This window comes from Actinoplanes sp. CA-015351 (assembly GCF_050955685.1).
Classification (GTDB): Bacteria; Actinomycetota; Actinomycetes; order Mycobacteriales; family Micromonosporaceae; genus Actinoplanes.
This window is the reverse complement of record NZ_CP192102.1, coordinates 4,895,638-4,920,778: the sequence shown is the minus strand read 5'-3', so window position 1 is coordinate 4,920,778 and position 25,141 is coordinate 4,895,638. Positions and strand designations below refer to the sequence as shown.

Sequence of the window (25,141 nt, the reverse complement as noted above, 5' to 3'; positions counted from 1 at the left end):
CGGGACGATGAAAGCCCCGGCCGGAGAGCACCAGGAGCGGGTCATGCAGTTCGGAATCTTCTCAGTTTCAGACATCACCACCGACCCCACCACCGGTCACACCCCGACCGAGGCCGAGCGCATCAAGAACATCGTCACGATCGCGAAGCACGCGGAGGAGGTGGGACTGGACGTGTTCGCGCTCGGTGAGCACCACAACGAGCCGTTCTTCTCGTCCTCGCCGACCACGACGCTCGCCTACATCGCCGCGCAGACCAAGACTCTGCAGCTCAGCACGGCGACGACGCTGATCACCACGAACGACCCGGTGAAGATCGCCGAGGACTTCGCGATGCTGCAGCACCTCGCCGACGGCCGCGTCGACCTCACGCTGGGCCGTGGCAACACCGGGCCGGTCTACCCCTGGTTCGGCAAGGACATCCGCGCCGGTATCCCCCTCGCCATCGAGAATTACTCGCTGCTGCACAAGCTGTGGCGCGAGCACACCGTCGACTGGCAGGGCAAGTTCCGTACGCCGCTGCAGAGCTTCACCGCGACGCCGCGTCCGCTCGACGAGGTGCCGCCGTTCGTCTGGCACGGCTCGATCCGCAGCCCGGAGATCGCCGAGCAGGCCGCCTACTACGGTGATGGCTTCTTCGCGAACCACATCTTCTGGCCGGCGTCGCACACCCAGCGCATGGTCCAGCTCTACCGCCAGCGCTTCGAGCACTACGGCCACGGCTCCGCCGACCAGGCCATCGTCGGCCTCGGCGGCCAGGTCTTCATGAACAAGAACAGCCAGGAAGCGGTCAAGCAGTTCCGACCCTACTTCGACAACGCGCCGGTCTACGGCCACGGCCCGTCGCTGGAGGACTTCACCTCCCAGACGCCGCTGACCGTCGGCAGCCCGCAGCAGGTCATCGACAAGACGCTCGGCTTCCGGGAGTACGTCGGCGACTACCAGCGCCAGCTGTTCCTGATGGACCACGCCGGCCTGCCGCTCAAGATGGTCCTGGAGCAGCTCGACCTGCTCGGCTCCGAGGTCGTGCCGGTGCTTCGCAAGGAGTTCGCCGCCCTCAAGCCGGCGCACGTGCCGGACGCGCCGACGCACGCCTCGCTGCTCGCGGCCAAGCTGTCCCAGAGCGAGATCAAGGAAGAGGTCCAGGCATGAAACCCCGCAAGCTCGTCGTGATCAGTTCCGGACTCAGCCAGCCGTCGTCGACCCGCCTGCTCGCGGACCAGCTGTCCGCGGCGGCGGTCGGCGCCGCCGGCCGGCTCGGAGTGAACCTCGACGTCCAGGTGATCGAGCTCCGCGACCTGGCCCACGAGATCACCGACAACATGCTGACCGGTTTCGCCAAGACCGAGCTGAAGCAGGCCCAGGAAGCGGTCACCGCCGCCGACGCCCTGATCGTGGTGACGCCGGTGTTCAGCGCCGGCTACAGCGGACTGTTCAAGTCGTTCTTCGACGTCCTCGACAAGGACGCCCTGGTCGACAAGCCGGTCCTGCTCGCCGCGACGGCCGGCACCGCCCGCCACTCGCTGGTGATCGAACACGGACTTCGCCCGCTGTTCGCGTACCTGCGCGCCTCGATCCTGCCGACCGGCGTCTTCGCGGCGAGCGACGACTGGGGCGCCAACTCCGTCGAGGGCCCTCTGCGCGGCCGCATCGAGCGCGCCGCCGCCGAACTCGCCCGCGAGGTCGAACGTCGCGAGCCCGCGGTGGTCACCGACCCGTTCGCGCTGACCAGCAACTTCGAGGACCTGCTCAAAAACCTCTGACCCTTTTCAGTACGCGTTACCGCACGTGCTCCGAGAGTCCGCAGCGGCCTGGTTGCCACACCAGGCCGCTGCGCCCGTTTCGCTATCGGTGCATGGCTGCGCTCGTCAGCTGAGGGTGCCGGTGAACTGCACCGGCGCTGTGATGCCCGGCTCGCTCAGCAGGCGGCCGACCTCCGGGGCGCGGTCGCCGAGAGCGGCCCTCAGCACGGCCACCAGCTCGATGTCCGAGTCACCGATCCGGATTCCGCTGTCCCTGCTCGCGGCGCGGGCCGCGCCGTACGTCTGCTGCAGATACGACGTGGCCGACCAGTGCGTGTTCGGCGACCCGTCCTTCTCCTTCATCCCCGGCGGCGCGGTGATCACGTCGTCGGTGGTGAGCACCGCCGAGCAGAGCGCCGCCCGCACGTCCCGATCGCGCAGCAGCGCCAGGAACTCGGCCTTGGTCATCGTCGTGTCCTCCTGCTTCTCGGCCCTGTGGGTCAGCAGACCCCACGGGCCGGTGTCGTTCTCCGCGGCGGTCGTGTACCGGGCGGAGAAGTGCGCGTGCTCGGTGTGCGGACTGGGCCCGGTGTAGGCCCGTTCACCCCAGCCCCAGCTCCGCGACCAGATCCGCCGCCGGTAGATGACGTTCTGCAGCCGGTCGTCGTGCCCGGCCCGGTGCCGTCCCACGACGGTCTCCACCACACGTTCCATCGACCACCCGTCAGGCCACGGCCCGGTCGAGTCCACGTCGATGGCGTGCACCTCGTTCACCCGGTCGGAGTCCCGGTCCCGCAGAACAGCCGAGTCCTCATCCGGCGTGTGATCACTCGACGACGAGTGCCCGGCGTCGCCGACAGCCCCGTCCGTCCTCTTGTCCCGCCCAGGAGCGAGCCGATCGAGTTCACCCCGCAGCGAGAGCAGGCAGGGAATCAATTTCCAATCCGTCACCACGTGGTGATCAACGAGGCTAGACGCCGACGGTGGCGAAGAACCACAGCGACGATGTCAGCCACAGGCCTGCGACGGCGGTCAGCAGCAGCCCGCCCGCGAGCGGTAGCACCCAGGCGCGGGTGTCGCCGGGCCGGCTGATCAGCAGCATCTTCGTGACGAACGCGCCGTAGAACACGCAGCCCAGCACCGAGTGGACCAGCGCGCGCGGGCTGGCCGAGCTGAAGCCGAGCGCGTAGAGGCAGTGCACCGCGATCGGCAGTGACAGCAGTACCGCGACCCGGCCGCTCCACCGGTGCACGGCGGTGATCCACGGTGCGGAGGGCAGGTTTCCGTACATCGACAGCGCGGAGATGAGCTGGACCACGGCGAAGAGAAGGACCGCGGTGGCCAGCCACACCTTGCCGGACTGCAGGCTCAGCGCGCCGCCGATGCCGGACGTGCCGGCCGGGTCGTGCAGGCGGCCGTAGACGCCGAGCGCGACAGCGACCCCGACGCCGGCCACCACGGGCAGCCAGACGCGGGGCCGCCGCATCGTGCCGGCTTCCACGGTCAGAATCCCTCCCCGGAGTCGACGTCGATCGACGTGGTTCCGAGCGTCGAGCCGTCGATGGTGACCGTGCCGCCGGTGACGTCGAGCGACGGTGCCGGCCCCGGCACGCCATCTCTGCTCAGCACACCCACCTGGCTGCCGTCGTCCAGCACGATCCACGAGCCTTCGATCTCCGCGCCGCGAACCCGGGCGGCGGTGCGATACAGGCCGGAGCCCTTCTTCACCGTGCCGACCGTGAACGCGTGCGTGTCGCCCGCGACGGTGACCTCGCCCTTGGCCGACTTCGCGTCGAAGGTGCCGGCGATGGCGCTGCCGTCCTTGCCCTTGAGCGCGAGCTTGCCGGCTTTCGCGGTGCCCTGCAGCCACGACTCGACCCGCTGGCCGTCGCAGATGTACGCGATCGCCCTGCCGTCCCGGATCGAGATGGCGAGAGTCCCGGCACCGTCCTCGACCCGCCCGGCCAGGGTGACCCGCAGCCGCTCGGCAACCGGCGTGGTGGTGATCCCGGCGGTCGGCTCGACGGTGGCGTCAGTGGTCTGCGGGGTGATCTTGGGTGGGACGCTGATCTGCTGAATGGCCTGGCTGCCGCGCTCGCCGGCCGAGGCGGCCGCGTTGATCCCGGCGAGGGTCGCCGCGATCAGGGCGACGGCACCGAGCGTGATCAGCGGCCCGCGCCGCCAGCGGGAGGGCGGCGCGACCGGCTCGGGCGGCGGGGGAGGAGCCGGCGGCGTGACACCGGGCCGCAGCCGGGTGTCGTTGAGCCCGGCCGCAGGCGGCGGCGAAAAAGCCGCCGGCGGCAAAGAAGTTGCCGGCGGCGAAAGAGCCGGCGGCGAAAGAGCCGCCGGAGGAAAAGCCTGCGGCGAGAACGCCGGCGGCGGAGAGGAAGCAGGCGTGGGCTCGGTCCCAGAGTTGCGCAGGTAGGCCGCCACCCGCCGGGCCGGCGGCCGCTGGCGCGGATCGCTCGCCAGGCAGTCCCGGGTGACCGCCGCCAGCTGCGGCGGCAGGAGACCGGGATCGAATGACGGGCTCCCGGTCGACAACTCGGCGATCAGCACCCCGAGCGACCACACATCGGCCGCCGCGGTCGGCGGCCCGCCCATGAAGATCTCCGGCGCGGTGTATCCCGGGGTGCCGCCCGGCGCCGGCCGCTCGGCGTCGTGCAGCAGCACCGCCACCCCGAAGTCGGTGATCCGCACCCGCGGAGGCCCGGCACCCGGCACGACCAGGATGTTCTCCGGTTTCAGGTCGAGGTGCACCACACCCTGTGCGTGGGCGGCGGCGAGCGCGGCGGCGGCCTGCCTGGCGATCGCCGCGACCTCGGCGGCCGGGAGGCGGCCACCGCGGAACTCCAGGTACCGGCGCAGGTTCGGGCCGTCCACGAGATCCATGATCAGAGCGAGGGTCTCACCCTCGACGACCAGGTCACGCAGGCCCACGATGTTCGGATGGTCCAGGTCGCGCAGCGCGGCCTCCTCACGGAGGAACAGCTCACGGACGCGACGGTCGGACGCGTACTCCGGGCGCAGCAACTTCGCGGCGAGCGCCTCGCCGCCGCCGGTCCGGCGGGTGGCCCGGCGCACCACCGCCACGGCGCCCCGCCCGATCTCCTCGTGCAGGAGGTATTCCCGGCCGAGAGGTTCTTGATCGGCCATGCCCCGTGCCCTCCTCAAGCTCGATCCGTCAGTATCCGCCGCCGGCGGTCATGATGTTCTGGGCGATCTTCTGCAGCTGGTCGCGCAATTGATCCAATTCCTGTTTCGCCTTGTCGAGGGCCGCTTTCGTCTCCGGCCAGGTCTGGTCGCGGAATTGCTGCGCGAGCGGTCCGTCCCACACGTCGGGGTTGGAGAGCATCTTTCCCTGTGCGTCGAGCTGAGCGATCTGATCGGTGAGGCCGCCGTTGATGATCGATTGGACCTGCTGGATGGAAGTCTTCGCCTGATCCGTCGAGAGTACGCGTGCCGCCATCTGTCCACTCCCTTTCCCGGGCCGCCATTGCTCGCGCCGGCGGCTTATCATCGCCATGAAACGTGTCGACCGGGCCTCGGCCCGCTGCTTCCATACCTGAAAACCGCGCACCGTCGAGTTCGGTTCAACGACGTGTCAAACGCAGAGGATGGCGATGGTCGATCTACGGGGGATTTCCGAGGACGTCCCGTTCGACTGGGACGCGGCCACCCGGCTCGCTGCCCAGCTCCGCGACGGCGCCGACGACTGTGAGGGGGTGATTCCCCGGCGCACCTCGGCCGCCACCGTCGCAACGCAGGAGTGGCGCGGTGTTTACGCACGTCAGTTCGCCACCCGGATGGGCATTTGCGTCACCGACGCGCAGCGCCTCGCCGCCGCGATGCGGCAGGCGGCGAGCCAGGTGGACGAGCTGGCCCGGCTGGCCCGCGAGGAGCAGGCCCGCCGGGAGAAAGCGCGCGAATGGCAGCGCCAGCAGGACGAGGAAAGCGTCCTCAACAAGATCGGCGACTTCCTGTTCGGCGAGGACGACCTTCCGCCGGTGCCGGAACCGATCACCCCTCCGGTCTACACGGCGCCGCCCCCGGCCGTGGCCGCGCGGGAATGACATGGCGACGAGTTCGGCACGACCGGATGATCTGGACGCGTTCGTCCGCGGCAATCGCGCGGCCGACGACGAACTGCGCGGGCGTCTTGCCAGGCTGCGGGCCGCCTACGGCGAATTTCAGGACGGAAATCGCTGGGGCAGGCTTGACGCAACGTCGTTGATAAATGCGTTTGGCCAATATCTCGACCTCAACGAGGTCGACGCCCGGTGGGTCGCGCAGATTTCCCAGGCGTTCCGCGCGGCGGGCGGCGACGGCGATCTCGCTACGTTGCCGGATGCGGCGATCAGCGCATCCCTGCGGGCTGCGGGCCTGGGCGGTGGTCGCTCGTCGGTGACTTTCGACGATCCCATCGGGTACGGCTTCCCGCCGACCAGTGGTTTCGCCGATGATCCGGTGAATACGGCTACCGGCAATTTCCTGATCGCGGTGACCGATTCTCGTCAGTGGCGACGGGTCTACAACAGCCGCTCGGGCGAGGTGGGCGCGTTCGGGCCGGGCTGGTCGTCGTGGGCGGACTGCCGGCTGCGGGCGTCGTCCGAGGGCGCGGCTTACGCCGGTCCGGACGGGCAGCGGGCGGTGTTTCCCCGGCAGGGCGCGGGTTATGGCCGGGTGGTCGGGATCGCGGCCGAGGTGGCGCTGCTGGATGACGGCGGGTTGGAGTTGCGCTGGTTCGACGGCCGGGTGTGGATTTTCGACGTGGTGGGGCGGCTGCTGGAAGCGGACACGCTCATGTTCGGCTACGCCGATGGCGTGCTGTCCAGCGTCACGGGCCGTGGTGGCCGTACGGTTGCGGTCGCCTGGACCGGCGATCGGATCACGGCTGTCGGCGAGGTGGGCTTCGCCTATGCGGACGGTGTTCTGGTCGTGGGCGGTGACCACCGTTACGAGGTGGATGAGCATGCCCGGGTCCTGGCGGTGATCGATGCCGATGGGGTGGCTGAGGCGCGGAACAGCTACGACACCAGTGGCCGGGTGATCGAGCAGGTGTCGTCCTTCGGTCGCCGTACCCGGTACGCCTATTTGCCCGGCCGGGTCACGGTCGTCGGTGACGGGGATTTCACCGGGGTCACCAACACCTATGTGCATGATCAGTATGGCCGGTTGTTGTCGGTCACCGACGGTCATGGGGAGCGGTTGAGCCGTACCTATGACGAGTGGGGAAATCCGGTCACGGTGACCGACCGCAAGGGCGCCGTCAGCACCGCTCTGTGGGACGACCACGGCCGGCCGTTGCGCCGGATGCTGCCCGGCGGCGAGACCTTCGACTACCGCTACGACGATGCCGGACGCGTCCTCGAAGTCGCCGCCGGCGATGCGACTGTCCGATATCGATACCCCGGCGAGGAGCGGATCCCGGAGGAGATCGTCGACCCGGAAGGCGGCATCACCCGCCTCGACGTGCGCGACGGCCTGGTCCACCGGGTGACCGATCCTGACGGCGTCAGCCTCACGTTCGGCTTCGACACCGCGGGTGAGGTCACCGCGATCACCGACGGCCTCGGCAACACCGCGCTCCTGCGCCGCGACGACGAAGGCAGGCTGGTCGCGACGGTCACCCCACTCGGTCGGCAGACCCTTTTCCGGTACGACGGCAATGGCCGCCTGGTCGAGCGGGAGGACCCCGGCGGCGGTGTCTGGCGCTACGCCTATTCGCCGGCCGGCCGCATCCTGTCCGTCACTGATCCGGCCGGCGCTCAGCAACAGACCCGGTACGGCGACCACGGCGAACCCGAAACGAAGATCGACTCGCTCGGCAACGTGGTGACGCTGCGCTGGGACGACGTCGGCAACCTCGCCCGGCTGACCGTTTCCGACGGCGCCAAGTGGGACTTCACCTACGACGCGCTGTCCCGGCTGACCAGCACCACCGACCCGGCCGGCGCGACCTGGCTGCGCGAGTACGACGCCGAGGGCAACCTGGTCGCCGCGATCGACCCGGTCGGCACCCGGCACACCGCCACGATCAACCGCGAGGGCCGGATCACCGGGCTCGGCGACGGCGTCACCGGCAGCGCGTTCGAGTACGACCGGCTCGGCCGCACCCTCGCCCACCTGCGCCCGGACGGCACCGCCGCCCGCGCCGGGTACGACCGCTGCGGCCGCCGCACCCTGATCGAGAACCCGGAGGGCGGCCGGGCCCGGATCGAGTACACCCCGGCCGGCCGGGTCCGCCGGATGATCACACCTGGTGGCCGGTCGACCGTTTTCGAACACGACGCCGCGGGGCGCACCATCGCCCGTGTCGACGGCGCGGGCCGCCGCACCGAATACTCCTACGACGCCGACGGCGCGATGATCACCGCCGGGCCGGCCCGGATGACGTACGACGAGGCGGGCCGGCTCGCCTCCCGGGACGGCATCCACCACACCCGTGACGCCGCCGGTCGCGTCGTCGCGATCACCGGCCCGGCCGGCGGCACCCGCCGTTTCGAGCGCGACCCGGCCGGCCGGGTCGTGGCCGCCGTCGACCCGCTCGGCCACCGCAGCACGTACGAATATCACCCGCGCGGCTGGCTCACCCGGATCACCGATCCGCTCGGCGCGACCACGAGCTACCGCCACGACGAGGCCGGGCGGGTGGTCGAGACGACCGACCCGCTGGGCCGGCAGACCCGGTTCAGCTATGACCAGGCCGGCCGGGTGATCGGACGGGTCGACGGGGCCGGGCGGGCCGTGCGCTGGGCGTACGACGCATCGGGGCGGGTTGTCTCGATCGAGGCCGGGGACGGTTCCCGGATCACGTTCCGCCGGGACCTGCTCGGCCGGCCGGTCGCGGTGCGCGAGGGCGACCTCGAGGTGACGCTCAGCTGGGACCGGGCCGGCCGCCTGGTCGAACGGCGTCGCGGCGGCCTCACGATGCGGCGCCGGTACGGCCCGGACGGTGAGCGCACCGCACTGACCATGCCGGATGGCTCCTCGACGTCCTACACCTACGACGGCGGCGGGCTTTTGTCCGGCATGACAAGCCCGCTGACCGGTCATCTCGCTGTCACACGGGACGCGCTGGGACGAATCGTCGCGGTCGACGGTGCCGACGGACGCCGTGCCACCTGGGAGTACGCCGGCGACGGCCACCTCGCCGGATATGCGTTCGGCGGCCGTGCCGCGCGGCTGACCCGGGATGCGGGCGGCCGGATCACTGGGGACGGGACGCGCGCCTACGGGTACGACGCGGCCGGGCAACTCGTCGCCGTGGGTGCCAAGACGCTGGAGTACGACCCGGCCGGCCGGCTGGTCCGCGACGGCGAGCGGAGTTTCAGCTACGACGCGGCCGGCCAGTTGTCCGAATCCGACCACGAGTACGACGGATCCGGCCGGCGGCTTCGAGATGCCGTTCGAGCGTACGAATGGGATGGGTTCGGGAGGCTGAAGGCGGTCTCGGCCGGCGGCCGCGTGATGAGCGTGCGCACCGATCCGCTGGGCGAACTGGCCGAGGTGGACGGTCAGGCCGTGCTCTGGGACGGGCGGCCGTGTCTGATCGGGAACACCCCGATAGCTGCCCACGGAATGCCCTGGCAGGCCGGATCGTCGCAGCTCACGCCGGACTGGCAGGGAACCGTCGGCGACGGCCGCGACGAATGGGGTGCGCCGGCGCTGACCGATCCGGGTCTCGGGTTCGGCGGCGAGCTGGAGTTCGCCGGGCTGACCTGGCTGCGCAACCGCGTCTACGACCCGTCGTCGCGCGCCTTCCTGAGCCCCGACCCGCTGCCCGCCGTGCCGGGGACCGCATGGTCGGGCAATCCGTACCACTACGCCGGCAACGACCCGCTCGGCCACGCGGACCCGCTCGGCCTGCGACCGATAACGGACAGTGAGCTGGCTGCCTATCGCGATGAGATGAGCAGTGGCGCCTTCGAGGACGCGGCCGACTGGGTCGGTGAGAACTGGGAGTACCTCGCGGCCGGCGCCATGATCGTCGGCGGCGTGGCGCTGATGTTCACCGGCGTTGGTGGACCGGCCGGGATCGCGCTGATGGCGGCGTCCGGAGGCCTGATCGCCGGTGGCGCCAGCGCGGGCATCCAAAAATTCACCACCGGCGAGGTCGACTGGGGCCAGGTCGGCAAGGACGCCCTGGTCGGCGCGGTGACAGGCGCGGCGGGCGCCGGCACCGTGGCGGCTCTGGGCAGTACCGCCCGCCTGGCCGCGACAAATCCGTTCGCCCGGGAGCTGGTGCTCAACGGCGCGGAGACGCTGGTGAGCGGAGGCTTCGAACGCGGCCTGACCGGCGGCGACGTCTTCAACCCGCGAGCCATCGCCACCGACCTGCTCACCGGCGGCGCAGCCCCGGCCCCGGCGGGCGGGCTGGGCGCGACCACCCGGCAGGCCGATCCGCTGGACGAGGTGCGCATCCATTCGAGCACCGACTCCCCCAGTCATCCGGAACTGAACCGTCGCGAACCGGTGCTCAGTGTTGACGACGCGCGTGCCGCCGCCGAACGGCAGAACCTCGACACCCGCAGCATCGACATCCGTCTGCGCCGCGAGGGCGACCCGGGCTACTTCGAATACGGTTACGGAAGCACGGTCTTCCGGATGGAGTCCCGGCCGCCGTACACGGAGACGCCGGTTCGCGGGCCGGACGGTAGGTTCATCGTGGAGTTGCAACCGTCCGCGCTTCAGGACGAGCTGACGGCGGCGATGACGATCTCCCACGAGCTCTACCACCTCAGGACATGGTTCCGCGGTGGTGACGTCCACGATGAGGCGGCAGCCGAGACAGCTGCTGAGGTGACCGAAATGTATTACCGGCCATGAGCGGCGAGAACTGGGAACGGGTGGCCTTGGCCCGGACGCGGGAGGACGCGATCCGGCAGTTCGAGGCGTGGAAGGACCGGGCCGGCCTGACTCCGGCGGACGAGGACATCCGGCTGAATCGGGGCCGCCATGCCGACGGCAAGGATTACTGGGAGATCATCTATTTCCGGCCGCAGTGAAAGGCCGGGGTCGCGACAGGCGATCCCGGCTTTTCATTATGGCCGATAGCGATCAGTAACCGCCGCCTGCGGTCATGATATTCTGGGCGATCTTCTGCAGCTGGTCGCGCAATTGATCCAATTCCTGTTTCGCCTTGTCGAGGGCCGCTTTCGTCTCCGGCCAGGTCTGGTCGCGGAATTGTTGCGCGAGCGGACCGTCCCACACGTCCGGGTTGGAGAGCATTTTTCCCTGGGCGTCGAGCTGGGCGATCTGGTCGGTGAGACCGCCGTTGATGATCGATTGGACCTGCTGAATCGACGTCTTCGCCTGATCGGTCGAGAGTACCCGTGCCGCCATCGTGACCATTCCCCGCAATCGTTGATCGAATTCGACGCAGCTCATTCCGGACTGACATTGTCCGCACATCCGGCCTATCATCGCAATCACTTGCCAGATTCGGGGGATGGCGATGATCGATATGTCTGGCCGGGTGTGAGGTGGCGACGAGTTCGGCTCGGCCGGATGATCTGGACGCGTTCGTCCGTGGCAATCGCGCGGCCGACGACGAGCTGCGCGGGCGTCTTGCCAGGCTGCGGGCCGCCTACGGCGAATTTCAGGACGGCACCGGCTGGGGCCGGCTCGACGCGACGTCGCTGATCAATGCTCTGGGTCAATACCTGGATCTGAACGACGTCGACTCCCAATGGGTGGCACAGATTTCCCAGGCCTTCCGCGGGGCCGGCGGCAATGGCGATCTCGCGACCCTCCCGGATGCGGCGATCAGCGCATCCCTGCGGGCTGCGGGCCTGGGCGGTGGTCGCTCGTCGGTGACTTTCGACGACCCCATCGGGTACGGCTTCCCGCCGACCAGTGGTTTCGCCGATGATCCGGTGAATACGGCCACCGGCAATTTCCTGATCGCGGTGACCGATTCTCGTCAGTGGCGCCGGATCTACAACAGTCGTTCGACGGATGCCGGGGCCTTCGGGCCGGGCTGGTCGTCGTGGGCGGATTGCCGGCTGCGGGCGTCGTCCGAGGGCGCGGCTTACGCCGGTCCGGACGGGCAGCGGGCGGTGTTTCCCCGGCAGGGCGCGGGTTATGGCCGGGTGGTCGGGATCGCGGCCGAGGTGGCGCCGCGGGATGACGGCGGGTTGGAGTTGCGCTGGTTCGACGGCCGGGTGTGGATTTTCGACGTGGTGGGGCGGCTGCTGGAAGCGGACACGCTCATGTTCGGCTACGCCGATGGCGTGCTGTCCAGCGTCACGGGCCGTGGTGGCCGTACGGTTGCGGTCGCCTGGACCGGCGATCGGATCACGGCTGTCGGCGAGGTGGGCTTCGCCTATGCGGACGGTGTTCTGGTCGCGGGTGGTGACCACCGTTACGAGGTGGATGAGTATGCCCGGGTCCTGGCGGTGATCGATGCCGATGGGGTGGCTGAGGCGCGGAACAGCTACGACACCAGTGGCCGGGTGATCGAGCAGGTGTCGTCCTTCGGTCGCCGTACCCGGTACGTCTATTTGCCCGGCCGGGTCACGGTCGTCGGCGACGGGGATTTCACCGGGGTCACCAACACCTATGTGCATGATCAGTATGGCCGGTTGTTGTCGGTCACCGACGGTCATGGGGAGCGGTTGAGCCGTACCTATGACGAGTGGGGAAATCCGGTCACGGTGACCGACCGCAAGGGCGCGGTGACCACCTCGCGCTGGGATGACCGTGGCCGGCTGCTGCGCCGAAGCCAGCCGGCAGGCGAGGTCGTCGACTACCGCTACGACGATGCCGGACGCGTCCTCGAAGTTGCAGCGGGCGACGCGGCCGTCCGATATCGATACCTCGGGGACGAGCGGACGCCGGCCGAGATCATCGATGCCGAGGGCGGGGTGACCCGGTTCGACGTGCGCGACGGCCTCATCCACCAGGTGACCGATCCTGACGGGGTCACGATCACCTTCGGCTTCGACCGGGCCGGCGACCTGATCTCGGCGACCGACGCGATCGGCAACACCGCGCTCCTGCGCCGCGACGACGAAGGCAGGCTGGTCGCGACGGTCACCCCACTCGGTCGTCAGACCCTTTTCCGGTACGACGGCAATGGCCGCCTGGTCGAGCGGGAGGACCCCGGCGGCGGGGTGTGGCGCTACGCCTATTCGCCCGGCGGCCGGATCATGTCCGTTACTGATCCGACCGGCGCGCGTCGCGAGACCAGCTACGGCGAGCACGGCGCGGTCGAGCAGACGGCCGGCCCGCTCGGCGAGATCACCGGCCGCCGCTACGACGACACCGGCAATCTGATCCGGTTGATCGCCCCGGACGGCGCGAAGTGGGACTTCACCTACGACGCGCTGTCCCGGCTGACCGGCACGACCGACCCGGCCGGCGCGACCTGGCTGCGCGAGTACGACGCCGAGGGCAATCCGATCGGCACCGTCGACCCGGCCGGCGTCCACCGCACCGTGACCGTCGATGCGACCGGCCGGATCGCGGGGCTGAGTGACGGCCTGACCGGCAGCACGTTCGCCTACGACCAGCTCGGCCGCACGGTCGCCCACCTGCGCCCGGACGGCACGGAGGCAAGAGCCGGGTACGACAGGTGCGGCCGCCGGATCTCGATCACCGACCCGGTCGGCGGGGTGACGCGGGTCGAGTACACCCCGGCCGGCCGGATCCGCCGGCTCGTTTCCCCGGGCGGCCGGGTGACCGTTTTCGAATACGACGCGGCGGGCCGGAGGGTGGCCCGGGCCGACGGGGCGGGCCGGCGGATCGAGTTCCGCTACGACGCGGACGGCGCGATGATCGCCGCCGGAGCTGCCCCGTCGCGCGCCGATGTGCCTGCCGGCAACGGCACGGAGGGCGCTGGGCCTTCCGGTCAGTTCGTCACTTTCCGATACGACGGCGCCGGGCGACTGGTGGAGCGGGACGGCACCTCGTACGCCTACGACGCGGTCGGGCGCCTGGTGGCGGTGACCGATCCGATGGGCGGGACCCGCCGCTACGAGCGGGACCTCGCCGGCCGGGTGGTGGTCGCTGTCGACCCGCTGGGTCATCGCACCACCTACGAGTACCACCCGCGCGGCTGGCTCACCACGATCACCGATCCGCTCGGCGGCGTGGTCACCCGCCGTCACGACGAGATGGGCCGGGTCGTCGCGGAGACGGATCCGCTGGGCCGGATCACCACGTTCAGCTGGGACGCCGCGGGTCGCCTGATCAGCCGTACCGACGGTGTCGGGCGTAGGGTCACCTGGCGTCACGACGTCTCCGGGCGGGTCGTCACGATGGCGGCGGGTGACGGCTCGACCGTGACTCTCCGGCGGGACACGCTCGGCCGCCCGGTCGCCATCGACGACGGGCCGCACCGGCAACGCCTCGTCTGGGACCAGGCCGGCCGTCTCGTCGCCCGCGACCGCGACGGGCTCGTTCTGGGCCGCGACTACGGCCCGGACGGTGAACGGACCGCGCTGATCCTGCCGGACGGTTCCACCACGTCCTACAGCTATGACGACGGCGGGCTTTTGTCCGGTGTGACAAGCCCGCTGCTCGGTCATCTCGCTGTCACACGGGACGCCCTGGGACGAATCGTCAGCGTCGACGCGGCCGACGGCAGACGCGCCACCTGGGATTACGCGGACGGGCGACTCGTCGGCTATGCGTTCGGGGACCGCGCGACGAGGCTGACCCGCGACGCCGGCGGCCGGATCACGGCGGTGGGGGAGAAGCCCTTCGAATACGACGCGGCTGGTCAGCTGGTTGCGGCGGGTGAGAGGGAGCTCGCATACGACGCCGCCGGTCGGCTTGTCCGGGATGGATCAGCGGCTTACGGCTACGACGCCGCGGGACAGCTCGACGACGCTGAATACGACGGATCCGGGAGGCGACTTCGGGACCCTGCACGATCGTACGAATGGGATGGGTTTGGGCGTCTCACCGCGGTGACCGTGGGCGATCGGCGGGTTTCGGTCCGGGTGGACGCGACCGGTGAGCTTGCCGAGGTGGACGGGCAGGCGGTGCTCTGGGACGGTGCGCCGTGCTGGCTGGGCGGCAGGGCGGTGGCCGGGCCGGGCGTGCCGTGGCAGGCCGGATCGACGCGGCTGGAACCCGATTGGCAGGGAACGCCGGGTCTGGCTCGCGACGAGTGGGGTGGGGCGGTTCCGGCTCGCGATGAGTGGGGAGGGCCGGGTCCGGCTCGCGATGAGTGGGGAGCGCCGGGTCCGGCTCGCGATGAGTGGGGTGCGCCGGCGCTGGTGGAGCCGGGGATCGGGTTTCACGGTGAGCTGGAGTTCGCCGGGCTGACCTGGCTGCGCAACCGGGTTTACGACCCGTCGTCGCGGGCGTTCCTGAGCCCGGATCCGCTGCCGCCGGTGCCGGGGACCGCGTGGTCGGGAAATCCGTACCACTACGCCGGCAACGATCCGCTGGGGCGGGCGGATCCGTCGGGTTTGCGGCCGATCACCGATGCGGAGATGGCTGCCTATCGCGACGGGATGGGCAGCGGGTTCTTCGAGGACGCGGCCGATTGGGTGGGGGAGAACTGGGAGTACCTGGCCGCGGGCGCGATGGTCGTCGGCGGGGTGGCGCTGATGTTCACCGGGGTGGGTGGGCCGGCGGGGTTTGCGTTGATGGCAGCCGCGAATGGACTGTTTGCCGGCGGTCTCAGCGCGGGGGTGCAGAAATTCAGCAAAGGCGAGGTCAACTGGGCGGAGGTGGGCAAGACAGCGTTGATCGGCGGCGTGGCGGGCGGGTTGGGCGCTGGATCGGCGGCTGCGCTGGCCGGATCTGCCCGGGTGGCTGCAAGCAATCCGCTGGTCCGCGAATTGGTCGTCAACGGTGCCGAATCTGTGGTCGGCGGTGGTGTTGAGCGCGGCCTCACCGGCGGAGGAGTCTTCAATCCTCGGGCGATGGCCACCGATTTGCTCAGCGGCGGTGCAATTCCGGCGCCTGGTGCCAGTGTGGGAGGCGGCCCACCAGGTGATGACCTTGTCGATGCCTATCGATTCCACGACGCCGCCGACCCCGAAAGCCTGAGATCCAACCTATCCCGAGAGTCACCGGCAACGCAGAAGATCTATGAGTGGGAGTTCGAGCACAACCCCGGGCTCCTTGACGAGATGGCCGTCGATCATGCCGACGGTTTCAAGACCCACAGCCCGTTCGTGAGTGTCACCACCGATCCCTTCGCCGCGGCTGCCACGACAGATCCCGATCTGAGCAGCATCATCAATGGAGGACATGGGATGGACCACCGTCGGGCGCCAGACCTCAGCCTCTTCCGTATCCCGCGGGACCGCTTGGTCAACCCGGACTATGAATTATCCCAATTGGAAGGGGAGCAACTGTTCTATCCGGGCAATCTCGCCGATTATCACGTGTGGACCAGACCGAACCCCTTCTAGAGGAGCTGAGCGGAGAAATCATGATCGATGTGTCCGACTTCGACGACATCACGGTCACCATCAGTCATCCGTGGGCCGACATCGACATGCCACTTTCGGAGTGGGCTGAGCGGGGGCCAAGCAAGCAACGCCCGTTGATGACGATTCTGGCGGCCAAGCGGAGGTCCACGGGCGAGTCGATCTCGCTCGATGAGATACCGCCGGAGTTTCTCAACACCCGCACCACACGGCAGATGCAGCGCGAGGGGCTGTTGCCCACTCCCTGGGGGCCGCCACCGGACGATAGGCCCGTGCGCCCGCTCTCCAGGGACATCCCACCGGAGATCCGGGCGCAGATTGAGCAGGAACGGCGCAGGTAAGGTCAACCTGACGCTAGCGATGCGACTGGAGGGCGGTCAGCAGCTCGAAAGCAGCCCCGTCCACCGACCTTCGCGTGTCACTCAACGCGACCACCCCCACCCTCCGCTCCCGATCAAACCCCGCGAACGCACCAAACCCACCAGTGCTGCCGTTGTGGAAGAACTGCGCGGGCCCGCCCTTCACCCGCCGAGAGAACCACCCGAGCCGCGCGGTCAGGAACGGGTTGACGCGGTGTTGCACTCCGAGCGCCACCTGCACCGCCGGCGCCAGCTCACTCTCCGGATCCCACTGTGCCCGCACGAAGGCAGCCAGGTCAGCGACCGTGGAACGAAGACCCCCGGCGCCCGCCAGGTCAGCGAGATCCCACGGTGGGACAGGCCGGCCCACCTTCCGATAGCCCTGGGTGACGCCACCGGCCACCGACGTGGCCGTCAACCCCAGGACGCCGCTGATCTCCCGTGCCACCAGCGCCTCGTAATTTAGGCCGGCCCGGCGCGACAGCGCCAGCCCGAGCAGCCCGGCCCCGAAGTTCGAATACCGGAACCTGCGCCCCGGCACCGCGCTCAACCGCGTGCGTTCCAGGGCTTTCTCCAACATCGAAGACGAGCAGCCAGCGTACGGATCAGGCTTTGACGGATGCAGCAGAGCGCCCAGCAGCATCCCGGTGGGCAGCCGCGGCAGCCCCGACGTATGCGTCGCCAGGTGCCGCAGCGTGATCGGCACACCGCCGCGTGACGGCACCGTGAAACCGAGATCACTCAGCGGCTCGTCGAGCGCGACGACGCCCGCGACGGCGAGGCGGGCCAGGGTCAGAGCGGTGAAGACCTTGGTGACCGAGCCGATCTCGAACCGGGTGGACGCGTCCAGGCCGGCCGTTCCGCGTACCTCGACCCGGTCGCCGGTGATCGTGGCGACCACGACGCCGTTCCGGCCGGTCGCGAGCTTCGCCACGGTCTGCTCAAGATCGGTCATAGCCCCATGATGGGTAATCCGCACAAGGCCACGATCACCGCGTACGGACGAATGGGTGGTAACGGCGTTTACGGGATGCCAGGATGAGACGCGGCAAAGGAGGCGTCTTGACCACAATCGGTACCCGTGCGCCGGGGATCGCGTTGACCGGCCCGGTGGCCTGGCAGCGTACGAGCGCGGTCGGCACCGAACTGGTGTTCCCCGGGACGGCCGGTGCGGGCGGCACCGCCGTGGTCACCGGCGCTGACCCGTACACCCTCGACTGGCGGGCCGGCCTCGACGACGACTCGGCTGTGACCGAATTTGCCGCGAGCTGCAGGGGCGCCGGCTGGACGCGTACCCTCGAAATGCGCCGCACCGGCGACGGATGGGTGACCACCGCGGAAGGGCTCGGCGAAGCCGGCCCGCCACCCGCCGAGCTGGAGCCGTCCGCATTGATCTTGCTGGCCGGGTCGCCGATCTTCCTGTTCTGGGCGGTGCGGCACCTGGGGCTGACCATCGAGTCGGGGCCGGTGAAGGTGACCGCGATCCGGGTGGCGGTGCCGTCGTTGGCGATCTCCACGGGACCGATCACATGCCACCTGGTCAGCGCGAACAGGTTGCGGGTGACCGGCGACGGGCCGGCCGGGACCTATGAGCTGGACGACTCCGGCATGGTCACCTATCAGCCGGGTCAGCTGCGTCAGGTTCGGTGAGCAGCCGCCAGTCGGCGTATTCGAAACCGGGCGCGACCACGCAGCTCACCAGCGCCGGTTCATCGCCGGCCGGGCGTGCGGTCTGCCAGACGCCGGCCGGGACCAGCACCTGCGGACGTTGACCGGCGGCGATGTCCGCACCCAGCAGGACCGACGTCTCCTGACCGGGATTGCCCAGTCGCAGCTCGATCGGGCCGCCGGAGTGCCAGAACCACAACTCGTCCGAGCGCACCACGTGCCAGGCGGACTCCTCGCCCGGATGCAGCGCGAAGTAGATCGCGGTCGCCGAGGCGCGCGGGCCGTCGTAACCGTCCGGTTCGAACGTGATCGGCGACTTCCACGTCTCGCGGAACCAGCCACCCTCGGGGTGCGGCTCCATGTCCAGCTGCTCCGCCAGCGGCGGCCTGTTCGTCATGGGGGCTGATCCTAAACTTACGATGGGCGTGTGCCCCGCGTTTCCGAAGCTCATCTCGCCGCCCGCCGCCAGCAGATCATCGATGCCGCAGTGCGGTGCTTCGTCCGCAAGGGTTTCCACCAGTCCTCGATGCAGGACGTGATCAAGGAGGCAGACCTCTCGGTCGGCGCCTTCTACCGGTACTTCAAGAGCAAGAACGAGCTGATCACTGCGATCGCCGGCGAGAAGATCGGCGAGGTGACCTCGGTACTCGACGCTGTCCTCGAAGCGGATCCGATGCCGCCGGTGCCGGAGATCGTCGACCGGGTTCTCGCGCTCGTCGACCGGTCGATCGACGGCGGCGGGCCGGTGCGGATCGCCGTGCAGGTCTGGGGCGAGGCCGTGCACGATCCGGAAGTGGCCGCAATTGTCGCTGAGATCTATGGGCGAGTCCGGTCACGGGCCGTGCACATCGCGGAGCGCGCCCAGGCCGGCGGGCAGCTTTCCGCCGAGGCCGATCCGGTCGGTGTGGGCGGCGCGCTGTTCGGGCTGATCCAGGGTTACATCCTGCAGCGCATCCTGATCGGGAACATGGACCGGACGCAGTACGTGAACGGCGTCCGCGCGCTAGTCGCGGGCTAGCCGCCGGATCGCCGACGTCAGTCCGGGCTCGTCGACATCGGTCTCGGTGGTCAGCGCCAGCAGGATGATGCCGTCGATCAGCGCGCAGATGTCCCGGCCGGCGTCCGCACCGACGTAAGGCTCCAGGATCTCCGGCAGTCCGCGCATCCAGACGTCGGCGAGGGGCCGCAGGGCCGCATCCCGGGCTGCGGCGACACACAGTTCGTACTCCAGGCGCACCTGCCGGCGGTCGGTGAGGTAGTCGCTGACCAGCTCGGTGAGCGCCACGGCCATGTCGGGCGCGTCCCGGAGCCGGTCCTGCCACTGATGCAAATCGGTCTGCAGCGTCGCGACCGCGTGCCGGAGCCCGGCCGCGATCAGATCATCCAAAGTCGGGAAATAGTAGGTGGTCGCGCCCAGCGGCAGGTCGGCTTTGGCGGCGACCGCGCGGTGCGTGGTGCGCCCGACGCCGGCCTCCGCGATCACCTCCATGGTGGCGGCGGCGAGCGCGGCGCGCCGGGCTTCCGGATCGCGGGTGCGGCGCCCGGTCAATGCGCCGTCCCGCTGTTCAGATTCAGCATCACGACTCCGGCGATGATCAGCGAAATTCCGGCCACTTTAGCCGCTGTGACCGGTTCGCCGAGATACACCGCGCCGATCGCCACGATCGCCGCCGTCCCGACCCCGGACCAGATCGCATAGGCCATCCCGACCGGAATGCCCTTGACGGCTTGCGAGAGCAGCACGAATGACGCTCCGTAGGCGGCTAGGCACGCAGCGGTGGGCCACAGGCGGGTGAAGCCCTCGGTCGCCTTCATGAGGCTGGTGCCGATGAGCTCCGCCGCGATGGCGGTGAACAGATAGAAGTAGGGCACGGGTGGACCTCTCTTGTACGTTCGTACTTGTACGATCGTACAAGAACAAGCGCGGCGCCTGCCAGGCGCTTCTTTTGGGTACGCGTAAACGGCGTTGGAGCTGTCACGAACAGGGTTCGACGGCCGGGTGGGCAGTGCAGTTCCGACTGGACCCCGTCTTCAGGTGGCCCGCGCCGAGATCGGGTGCCCGGGTTCGGCCCGGAGCGCCGGAGCAGTGTGGTCGCGTGATCCTTGCGGTGGAACCGCTTCCACGTTCTAGGGTCCAGCCGTGCCTGAGCTCCGTGCCTATCAGCCCGCTGACCTGCCCGCGCTCTACGACATCTGTGTCCGCACCGCGGCCGCCGGCGAGGATGCCCGCGGTCACTACTCGACCGATGCCCTGATGGGCGACCTGTTCGCCGCCCCTTACGTCCACCTCGCGCCGGAGCTGGCGTTCGTGCTGGACGACGACGGCGACGCGGTCGGCTATGTCGTCGGAACCGCCGACACGACCGAGTTCGCCCACCGCTATCGAGCCGAGTGGATCCCGCTCCTGGCCGGCCGTTACCCGGTCCCGCCGCCTCCGCCGCGCACTGCCGAACAGGACATGCACGCCCTGCACCACAACCCCGAGCGCATGATCGTCGCAGGGTTGGACGGCTTTCCGGCGCACCTGCACATCGACCTGCTGCCGCCTCATCAGCGCCAGGGCCACGGCCGCCGCCTCATCGAGCGGTTCCTGTCCGTAGTGCCGTCACCGGGCGTCCACGTCGGCATGCTGACCGAGAACGTCAAGGCCAGAGCCTTTTACGACAGGCTCGGCTTCTCCGAACTCCCGGTCCCCGACCCGGGACCGATCACCTATCTAGGCATCAGAACCAGCACCACCTCCTAGGCGGTAGGCCCGGGCTCAGGGCCAAGCCAAGCCGGGCCAGGAGGGGCCAAGCCAAGCGGGGCCAAGCCGGGCGGGGCCAAGCCGGGCGGCGCCAAGCCGGGCCAAGCCGGGCCAAGCCAAGCCAGGCGGCGCCAAGCTAAGCGGGGCCGGGCCAAGTCGGGGCCAGGCTAAGCGGGGCCAGGCTAAGCGGGGCCAGGCCACGTCGGGCCGTCCCAGGTCGGCGCGTCCCAGGTCGGGCTCGTTTCTGAGGAATCCCGTGGCGTTCTCCGGCGCCGCGCGGCTCGGGCCCATGCGGCAGAACGGTCACCTGCGGCAGACGGCTCGCTGATCGGGCGGTCTTCCACCACGGCCGGCCTGCTCCGGGAGCCGCCACGGTTACGGTGAGCTGCCGCAGGATCTCCGCAGCACCGGGCGGCTGGGGAAGAGGCGGCCCGTTGCCGGAACGCCCAGCGCTGCCTGGACTGCCGAGATCGCGATCAGCTCGACCGGATGGGTGGCCGAGGTGAGGCCCGGGTGCACAACGTCGGCGAGAGGGCTGTCATCGAACCCGGTCACGGCGACGTCGTCCGGCACTCGGACACCGTCGGCCGTCAGCGCCTGCAACACCCCGAGCGCCATGGCGTCGCTGACGGTGGCGATCGCGTCGGTGCCGGGCCACCGCCGGCGGATCTCGCGGGCGGCCGCCCTGCCCCGTACCGTCGTGAAGTCGCCGTGCACCACCCGCGCCGGAAGGCCGGCCTCGCGCATCAACCGTGTGTAAGCCGCCAGCGGCGCGCGGGACGCGGCCAGCCAGCGCGGACCCGCGACCAGGGCGATGCGGCGGCGACCGGTGCGATGGAGGTGCTGGAGCAGCGCCCCGACACCGGCGGCGCTGTCGACGTCGCTGCCGCCCGCGCCGATCATGCCGGTGCGGCCCCGCAGGCCGGCGGGCAGGCCGCGCATCAGGTCACGGTCGTGGCCGGCCAGCACCAGCGCGGCCACGCTGCGGTCGGCGGCCAAGCGCTCGAGCTCGGCGGTGGCGTGCAGCGGGAGCCGGAGCAGGGCCATGCCGAGGCCCTCCGGCTCGGTCGCGGCGGCCATGGCGGCGGCCGCTCTGCTGACGAACGGGTCGCGCAGGATGTCGGCCCGCTCGTCACGGACCGCGAACACGATGCGGGTGCCGGACTGCCGGGCCAGCCTGCGGGCGACCGGGTGCGGCACGTAACCCAGGTCGATGGCCGCCTGGCGGACCGCGTCGCGGCTGGCCGGGGAGGAGGGGCCCCGCCCGGAGAGCACCCGGGAGGCGGTCGCGGTGGAGACGCCGGCGCGGCGGGCCACATCGGCGAGGGCGGGATTCGCTGTCATGCTCCGCATCTTCCTCCCCGGGTACGACAATTTCCGCCGCCGAGTTTTTGTCAGGGGGTCGGTCTACTGTGCGGAGCATGACGACATTGACCGATCGGCCTCACACCGCGTTGCTGATCATCGACGTGCAGAACGGTGTGGTGGCCGGTTCGCCGAACCGTGACGAGGTCATCACGAACATCAACGCGCTGCTCGACCGGGCGCGTCTCGAGGATGTGCCGGTGATCTGGGTGCAGCACTCCGACGACGGCCTCACCCGCGACAGCGAGGCCTGGCAGTACGTTCCGGAGCTGAAACGCCGCGACGGCGAGCCGCTCATCCACAAGAACTACGGCGACTCCTTCGAGGCCACCGACCTTGAGGAGCAGCTGGCCGAGCGCAAGGTGGGCCGGCTCGTGGTCACCGGGGCGCAGACCGACGCGTGCATCAGGTCGACCCTGCACGGCGGGTTCGTCCGGGGTTACGACGTCACCCTGGTCACCGATGCGCACACCACCGAGGACCTTTCTGCGTACGGTGCTCCCGCCCCCGAGCAGGTCATCGCCCACACGAATCTGTATTGGCAGTGGCAGAGCGCGCCGGGGCGTACCGCCGGGACCGAGGAGACGGCGAAGGTCTCCTTCACGGGGTGATCGTGCGCGGGCCCGGGCAGGGGTTCGTAAGGTTGCCGGATGAGCACCGACAACCTGTGGCTTCGCAAGATCGCCGAAAACCCGAGCCACTCCCAGTGGTACATCGACCGCTTCCGGGAGATGGCCGCCCGCGGTGACGATCTGGCCGGTGAGGCCCGCATGATCGACGCCATGGTGCCCCGGGGTGCTCGGATCCTCGACGCCGGCTGCGGCACCGGCCGGGTCGGTGGCCGCCTCGCCGCGAGCGGGCACACCGTCACCGGCGTCGACCTCGACCCGGAGCTGATCGAGGAGGCACGGCGAAACCACCCGGGCGTGCGGTGGCAGGTGGGTGACCTGTCGGAGCTGTCGCTGGGCGAGACCTTCGACGTCGTGGTGTGCGCCGGAAACGTGATGACGTTCGCCGGCCCGTCCAGCCGAGCGAAGATCCTCGGCCGCTTCCGCGAGCACCTCGCCGGCGGAGGCCGCGCGGTCGTGGGCTTCGGTGCCGGCCGAGGCTACGAGTTCGACGACTTCCTGACGGACGCGTCCGGCGTGGGTCTGCGGCCCGACCTGCTGCTGAGCACCTGGGACCTGAGGCCACGGACCCCGGACGCAGACTTCCTGGTCGCCGTGCTCCGCCCGGAGTAACCCGGGTTGCGCCGGCCCCGGGTTGCGCCGGCCTTGGGCAAGGCCGGGTTTGGAACGGGGCCGGCTCGGGTTGGCGAGATTGCCGGGTCAGGTCAGCAACCGGAACAGGGTCAGCCACTGCTCCGGCCAGACCTCTCCGACCGGCATATCCGGATTCAGGCGACACGCCCGGAACGCGGCGGACACCCTCTGCCGGCCATGCTCCCGGGACAGGGTGGCGAACAGCGATCCACCCGTACCCGTGAAACCCAGCTCGACCAGGCGCTGATACGAGCGGCGGCGGTCCGGCCCGACCAGCGGCACACGCCGCCTCTTGATCACCAGGATCCCGCCGTCGACGCGGGGTACCGGGCGGAACGCCCGGGCCGGTACCCGCCCGGCGAGGCTCCAGCTGAACTCCGGCCAGGTCAGCACGGTCAGCCGGCTCCAGCGGCCGTAGTCGCCGGCCCGCTTGCGGGCGTACTCCCACTGGGTCAGCAGCGTCGCCCGCCGCAGCCCTGGCGATCGCAGGCACCAGTTGATCACCGGAGACGTCAGCCCGTAAGGAATGTTGCCCGCCACCGCGAAGCTCTCCACCGGCGGCTTCGCCGCCAGAAAATCATCGGTGCGCACGGTCAGGCGCCGATCCACCGGCAGGGCGCCCGCCAGATCAGGATCGATTTCGTACGCGACCACGCGCCGGCAACGCCCCAGGAGTTCCCTGGTGAGCGAGCCGCGTCCGGCTCCCGCTTCGTAAACGAGCATCTCCGGGTCGGCGACGGCGATGCCGGCGAGGCGCCTGGCGACGGCCGGGTCAGCGAGAAAGTTCTGCCCGTAGACGCGCCGGGCCCGCGCATGCTCCCGCCGCGAATGCCCCGCCGCGGCGGGAACAGCTTGTCGAGCTCCAGCCGGACCCGGACCCGGACCCGGACCCGGACCCGGACCCGGACCCGGACCCGGAGCCGGAGCCGGACCCGGACCCGGACCCGGACCCGGCTGCTGGCGTCCGCCCGGAGCCGGTGGATGCGCTGAGGATTTGTGCGGCCGGGAATGGCCTGCTGGGCGTGGGGTATTGCGGTGCGCCATGGCTGGTCCTGTCTGCCGCGTGGTGCGGCGACAACGGACAGGCGGCATCGTGGCCCGTCCGCATCGGAAGAGGACTCCGGGCCCTGGCGATCAGCGACTGATCAGATCGGCGTCAGGCCAGGGCAGGACGCCCGGCGCGCAGACGGATCGCGTGCAGCGGTCCCCGCGCGGGCGTCAGCACCGCGGCGAGGAGAGCGTGCGTCGTAAGCATGGCCCGAACCGTAATCCGCCCCGGCCACGCGGTCACCCGAATTTCCGGGCCCGCGAGACACGAAGGCGGCCCCCGCAAGCCGTCGCCCGGCGTCCTGCCGAGGGATCCGAGCCGGCTACTCCGCGAGGGAAGGCCCAGATGCGGAGGAAGGCCCAGATGCGGAGGAAGGCCCAGATGCGGAGGAAGGCCCCGAGGAGGAGACCGGTGCCTGAGGACGCCGGTCCCCGGGCCGAAAGTCCTATGAGGCATCGACGGTCATTGAGCAGTCGTAAACGTTGCGTGGTCGATCTCGCGCCATCTGAACTGAGTCGGGTCGCTGACACGATCAAAAGGCCTGCTCATGCTGGGGA

Annotated in this window: 23 protein-coding genes; 12 read left to right on the top strand and 11 right to left on the bottom strand. The window is 69.9% G+C overall.

Features of this window, described 5'->3' with window-relative positions; all coding sequences use genetic code 11:
- Nucleotides 1-43 precede the first annotated feature (43 nt).
- Together ACQP2E_RS22750 and ACQP2E_RS22745 are read left to right on the top strand one after the other, a co-directional pair.
- Nucleotides 44-1,150 (top strand): LLM class flavin-dependent oxidoreductase, encoded by a 1,107-nt coding sequence (locus tag ACQP2E_RS22750; protein WP_433824955.1) that lies wholly within the window; start codon nucleotides 44-46, stop codon nucleotides 1,148-1,150.
- The gene (locus ACQP2E_RS22745) at nucleotides 1,147-1,761 is read left to right on the top strand and encodes an FMN reductase (RefSeq protein WP_433824954.1); all 615 of its coding nucleotides are present in this window, start codon (nucleotides 1,147-1,149) and stop codon (nucleotides 1,759-1,761) included. The genes ACQP2E_RS22750 and ACQP2E_RS22745 overlap by 4 nt, the downstream gene beginning before the upstream one ends.
- Before the next feature lie 105 nt (nucleotides 1,762-1,866).
- Here ACQP2E_RS22745 and ACQP2E_RS22740 read toward each other — a convergent pair whose 3' ends face one another.
- From ACQP2E_RS22740 to ACQP2E_RS22725, 4 genes are read right to left on the bottom strand one after another with little or no spacing between them, the layout of a single operon-like run.
- The gene (locus ACQP2E_RS22740) at nucleotides 1,867-2,691 is read right to left on the bottom strand and encodes a hypothetical protein (protein ID WP_433824953.1); all 825 of its coding nucleotides are present in this window, start codon (nucleotides 2,689-2,691) and stop codon (nucleotides 1,867-1,869) included.
- 19 nt (nucleotides 2,692-2,710) lie between these two features.
- The gene (locus ACQP2E_RS22735; protein WP_433824952.1) at nucleotides 2,711-3,241 is read right to left on the bottom strand and encodes a DUF6529 family protein; all 531 of its coding nucleotides are present in this window, start codon (nucleotides 3,239-3,241) and stop codon (nucleotides 2,711-2,713) included.
- Between the two features lie 2 nt (nucleotides 3,242-3,243).
- The gene (locus ACQP2E_RS22730; RefSeq protein WP_433824951.1) at nucleotides 3,244-4,896 is read right to left on the bottom strand and encodes a protein kinase domain-containing protein; all 1,653 of its coding nucleotides are present in this window, start codon (nucleotides 4,894-4,896) and stop codon (nucleotides 3,244-3,246) included.
- A 28-nt stretch (nucleotides 4,897-4,924) separates the two neighbouring features.
- Nucleotides 4,925-5,209, bottom strand: coding sequence for a pyrophosphorylase (locus tag ACQP2E_RS22725; RefSeq protein ID WP_433824950.1), 285 nt, complete (start codon nucleotides 5,207-5,209; stop codon nucleotides 4,925-4,927).
- 154 nt (nucleotides 5,210-5,363) lie between these two features.
- Between ACQP2E_RS22725 and ACQP2E_RS22720 the strand changes: the two genes are divergently transcribed.
- From ACQP2E_RS22720 to ACQP2E_RS22710, 3 genes are read left to right on the top strand one after another with little or no spacing between them, the layout of a single operon-like run.
- Nucleotides 5,364-5,813, top strand: coding sequence for a hypothetical protein (locus tag ACQP2E_RS22720; protein ID WP_433824949.1), 450 nt, complete (start codon nucleotides 5,364-5,366; stop codon nucleotides 5,811-5,813).
- 1 nt (nucleotide 5,814) lies between these two features.
- The gene (locus tag ACQP2E_RS22715) at nucleotides 5,815-10,569 is read left to right on the top strand and encodes a DUF6531 domain-containing protein (RefSeq protein ID WP_433824948.1); all 4,755 of its coding nucleotides are present in this window, start codon (nucleotides 5,815-5,817) and stop codon (nucleotides 10,567-10,569) included.
- Entirely contained in the window at nucleotides 10,566-10,748 is a 183-nt protein-coding gene (locus ACQP2E_RS22710) for a hypothetical protein (RefSeq protein WP_433824947.1), read from the top strand. Before ACQP2E_RS22715 ends, ACQP2E_RS22710 begins: the two co-directional genes overlap by 4 nt.
- A 52-nt stretch (nucleotides 10,749-10,800) precedes the next feature.
- Here ACQP2E_RS22710 and ACQP2E_RS22705 read toward each other — a convergent pair whose 3' ends face one another.
- Entirely contained in the window at nucleotides 10,801-11,094 is a 294-nt protein-coding gene (locus ACQP2E_RS22705) for a pyrophosphorylase (RefSeq protein WP_433824946.1), read from the bottom strand.
- 131 nt (nucleotides 11,095-11,225) lie between these two features.
- Here ACQP2E_RS22705 and ACQP2E_RS22700 point away from each other — a divergent pair, with 131 nt between their 5' ends.
- Both ACQP2E_RS22700 and ACQP2E_RS22695 read left to right on the top strand, forming a co-directional pair.
- Nucleotides 11,226-16,118 carry a DUF6531 domain-containing protein gene (locus tag ACQP2E_RS22700; protein ID WP_433824945.1) on the top strand — a complete coding sequence of 1,631 codons (4,893 nt, stop codon included), beginning with the start codon at nucleotides 11,226-11,228 and terminating at the stop codon, nucleotides 16,116-16,118.
- 20 nt (nucleotides 16,119-16,138) lie between these two features.
- Nucleotides 16,139-16,477 (top strand): hypothetical protein, encoded by a 339-nt coding sequence (locus tag ACQP2E_RS22695; protein WP_433824944.1) that lies wholly within the window; start codon nucleotides 16,139-16,141, stop codon nucleotides 16,475-16,477.
- A gap of 13 nt (nucleotides 16,478-16,490) precedes the next feature.
- Here the strand turns inward: ACQP2E_RS22695 and ACQP2E_RS22690 are convergent, their stop codons facing one another.
- Nucleotides 16,491-17,450, bottom strand: a complete 960-nt coding sequence (locus tag ACQP2E_RS22690) for a serine hydrolase domain-containing protein (protein WP_433824943.1) — start codon at nucleotides 17,448-17,450, stop codon at nucleotides 16,491-16,493.
- A 107-nt stretch (nucleotides 17,451-17,557) separates the two neighbouring features.
- On the opposite strand from ACQP2E_RS22690, the gene ACQP2E_RS22685 reads away from it, so the two are divergent.
- Nucleotides 17,558-18,145, top strand: coding sequence for a putative glycolipid-binding domain-containing protein (locus ACQP2E_RS22685; RefSeq protein WP_433824942.1), 588 nt, complete (start codon nucleotides 17,558-17,560; stop codon nucleotides 18,143-18,145).
- Here ACQP2E_RS22685 and ACQP2E_RS22680 read toward each other — a convergent pair.
- The gene (locus ACQP2E_RS22680) at nucleotides 18,108-18,560 is read right to left on the bottom strand and encodes a cupin domain-containing protein (RefSeq protein WP_433824941.1); all 453 of its coding nucleotides are present in this window, start codon (nucleotides 18,558-18,560) and stop codon (nucleotides 18,108-18,110) included. The two genes, ACQP2E_RS22685 and ACQP2E_RS22680, sit on opposite strands and share 38 nt — an antisense overlap.
- A gap of 30 nt (nucleotides 18,561-18,590) precedes the next feature.
- Here ACQP2E_RS22680 and ACQP2E_RS22675 point away from each other — a divergent pair, with 30 nt between their 5' ends.
- Nucleotides 18,591-19,181: a TetR/AcrR family transcriptional regulator gene (locus ACQP2E_RS22675; protein ID WP_433824940.1), complete on the top strand. Its 591-nt coding sequence runs from the start codon at nucleotides 18,591-18,593 to the stop codon at nucleotides 19,179-19,181.
- On the opposite strand, the gene ACQP2E_RS22670 is transcribed toward ACQP2E_RS22675, so the two are convergent.
- Nucleotides 19,167-19,712, bottom strand: coding sequence for a TetR/AcrR family transcriptional regulator (locus ACQP2E_RS22670; protein ID WP_433824939.1), 546 nt, complete (start codon nucleotides 19,710-19,712; stop codon nucleotides 19,167-19,169). The genes ACQP2E_RS22675 and ACQP2E_RS22670 overlap by 15 nt on opposite strands.
- The gene (locus tag ACQP2E_RS22665) at nucleotides 19,709-19,978 is read right to left on the bottom strand and encodes a DMT family transporter (RefSeq protein ID WP_433834014.1); all 270 of its coding nucleotides are present in this window, start codon (nucleotides 19,976-19,978) and stop codon (nucleotides 19,709-19,711) included. The genes ACQP2E_RS22670 and ACQP2E_RS22665 overlap by 4 nt, the downstream gene beginning before the upstream one ends.
- Before the next feature lie 325 nt (nucleotides 19,979-20,303).
- Between ACQP2E_RS22665 and ACQP2E_RS22660 the strand changes: the two genes are divergently transcribed.
- Nucleotides 20,304-20,909, top strand: a complete 606-nt coding sequence (locus ACQP2E_RS22660) for a GNAT family N-acetyltransferase (protein WP_433824938.1) — start codon at nucleotides 20,304-20,306, stop codon at nucleotides 20,907-20,909.
- A gap of 375 nt (nucleotides 20,910-21,284) precedes the next feature.
- Here ACQP2E_RS22660 and ACQP2E_RS22655 read toward each other — a convergent pair whose 3' ends face one another.
- Nucleotides 21,285-22,253, bottom strand: coding sequence for a LacI family DNA-binding transcriptional regulator (locus tag ACQP2E_RS22655; protein WP_433824937.1), 969 nt, complete (start codon nucleotides 22,251-22,253; stop codon nucleotides 21,285-21,287).
- A gap of 77 nt (nucleotides 22,254-22,330) precedes the next feature.
- On the opposite strand from ACQP2E_RS22655, the gene ACQP2E_RS22650 reads away from it, so the two are divergent.
- Both ACQP2E_RS22650 and ACQP2E_RS22645 read left to right on the top strand, forming a co-directional pair.
- Nucleotides 22,331-22,885, top strand: coding sequence for a cysteine hydrolase family protein (locus ACQP2E_RS22650; protein ID WP_433824936.1), 555 nt, complete (start codon nucleotides 22,331-22,333; stop codon nucleotides 22,883-22,885).
- A 39-nt stretch (nucleotides 22,886-22,924) separates the two neighbouring features.
- Nucleotides 22,925-23,515: a class I SAM-dependent methyltransferase gene (locus ACQP2E_RS22645; RefSeq protein ID WP_433824935.1), complete on the top strand. Its 591-nt coding sequence runs from the start codon at nucleotides 22,925-22,927 to the stop codon at nucleotides 23,513-23,515.
- Between the two features lie 87 nt (nucleotides 23,516-23,602).
- On the opposite strand, the gene erm is transcribed toward ACQP2E_RS22645, so the two are convergent.
- The gene (gene erm / locus ACQP2E_RS22640; RefSeq protein ID WP_433824934.1) at nucleotides 23,603-24,580 is read right to left on the bottom strand and encodes an ErmE/ErmH/ErmO/ErmR family 23S rRNA (adenine(2058)-N(6))-methyltransferase; all 978 of its coding nucleotides are present in this window, start codon (nucleotides 24,578-24,580) and stop codon (nucleotides 23,603-23,605) included.
- Nucleotides 24,581-25,141: the final 561 nt, after the last annotated feature.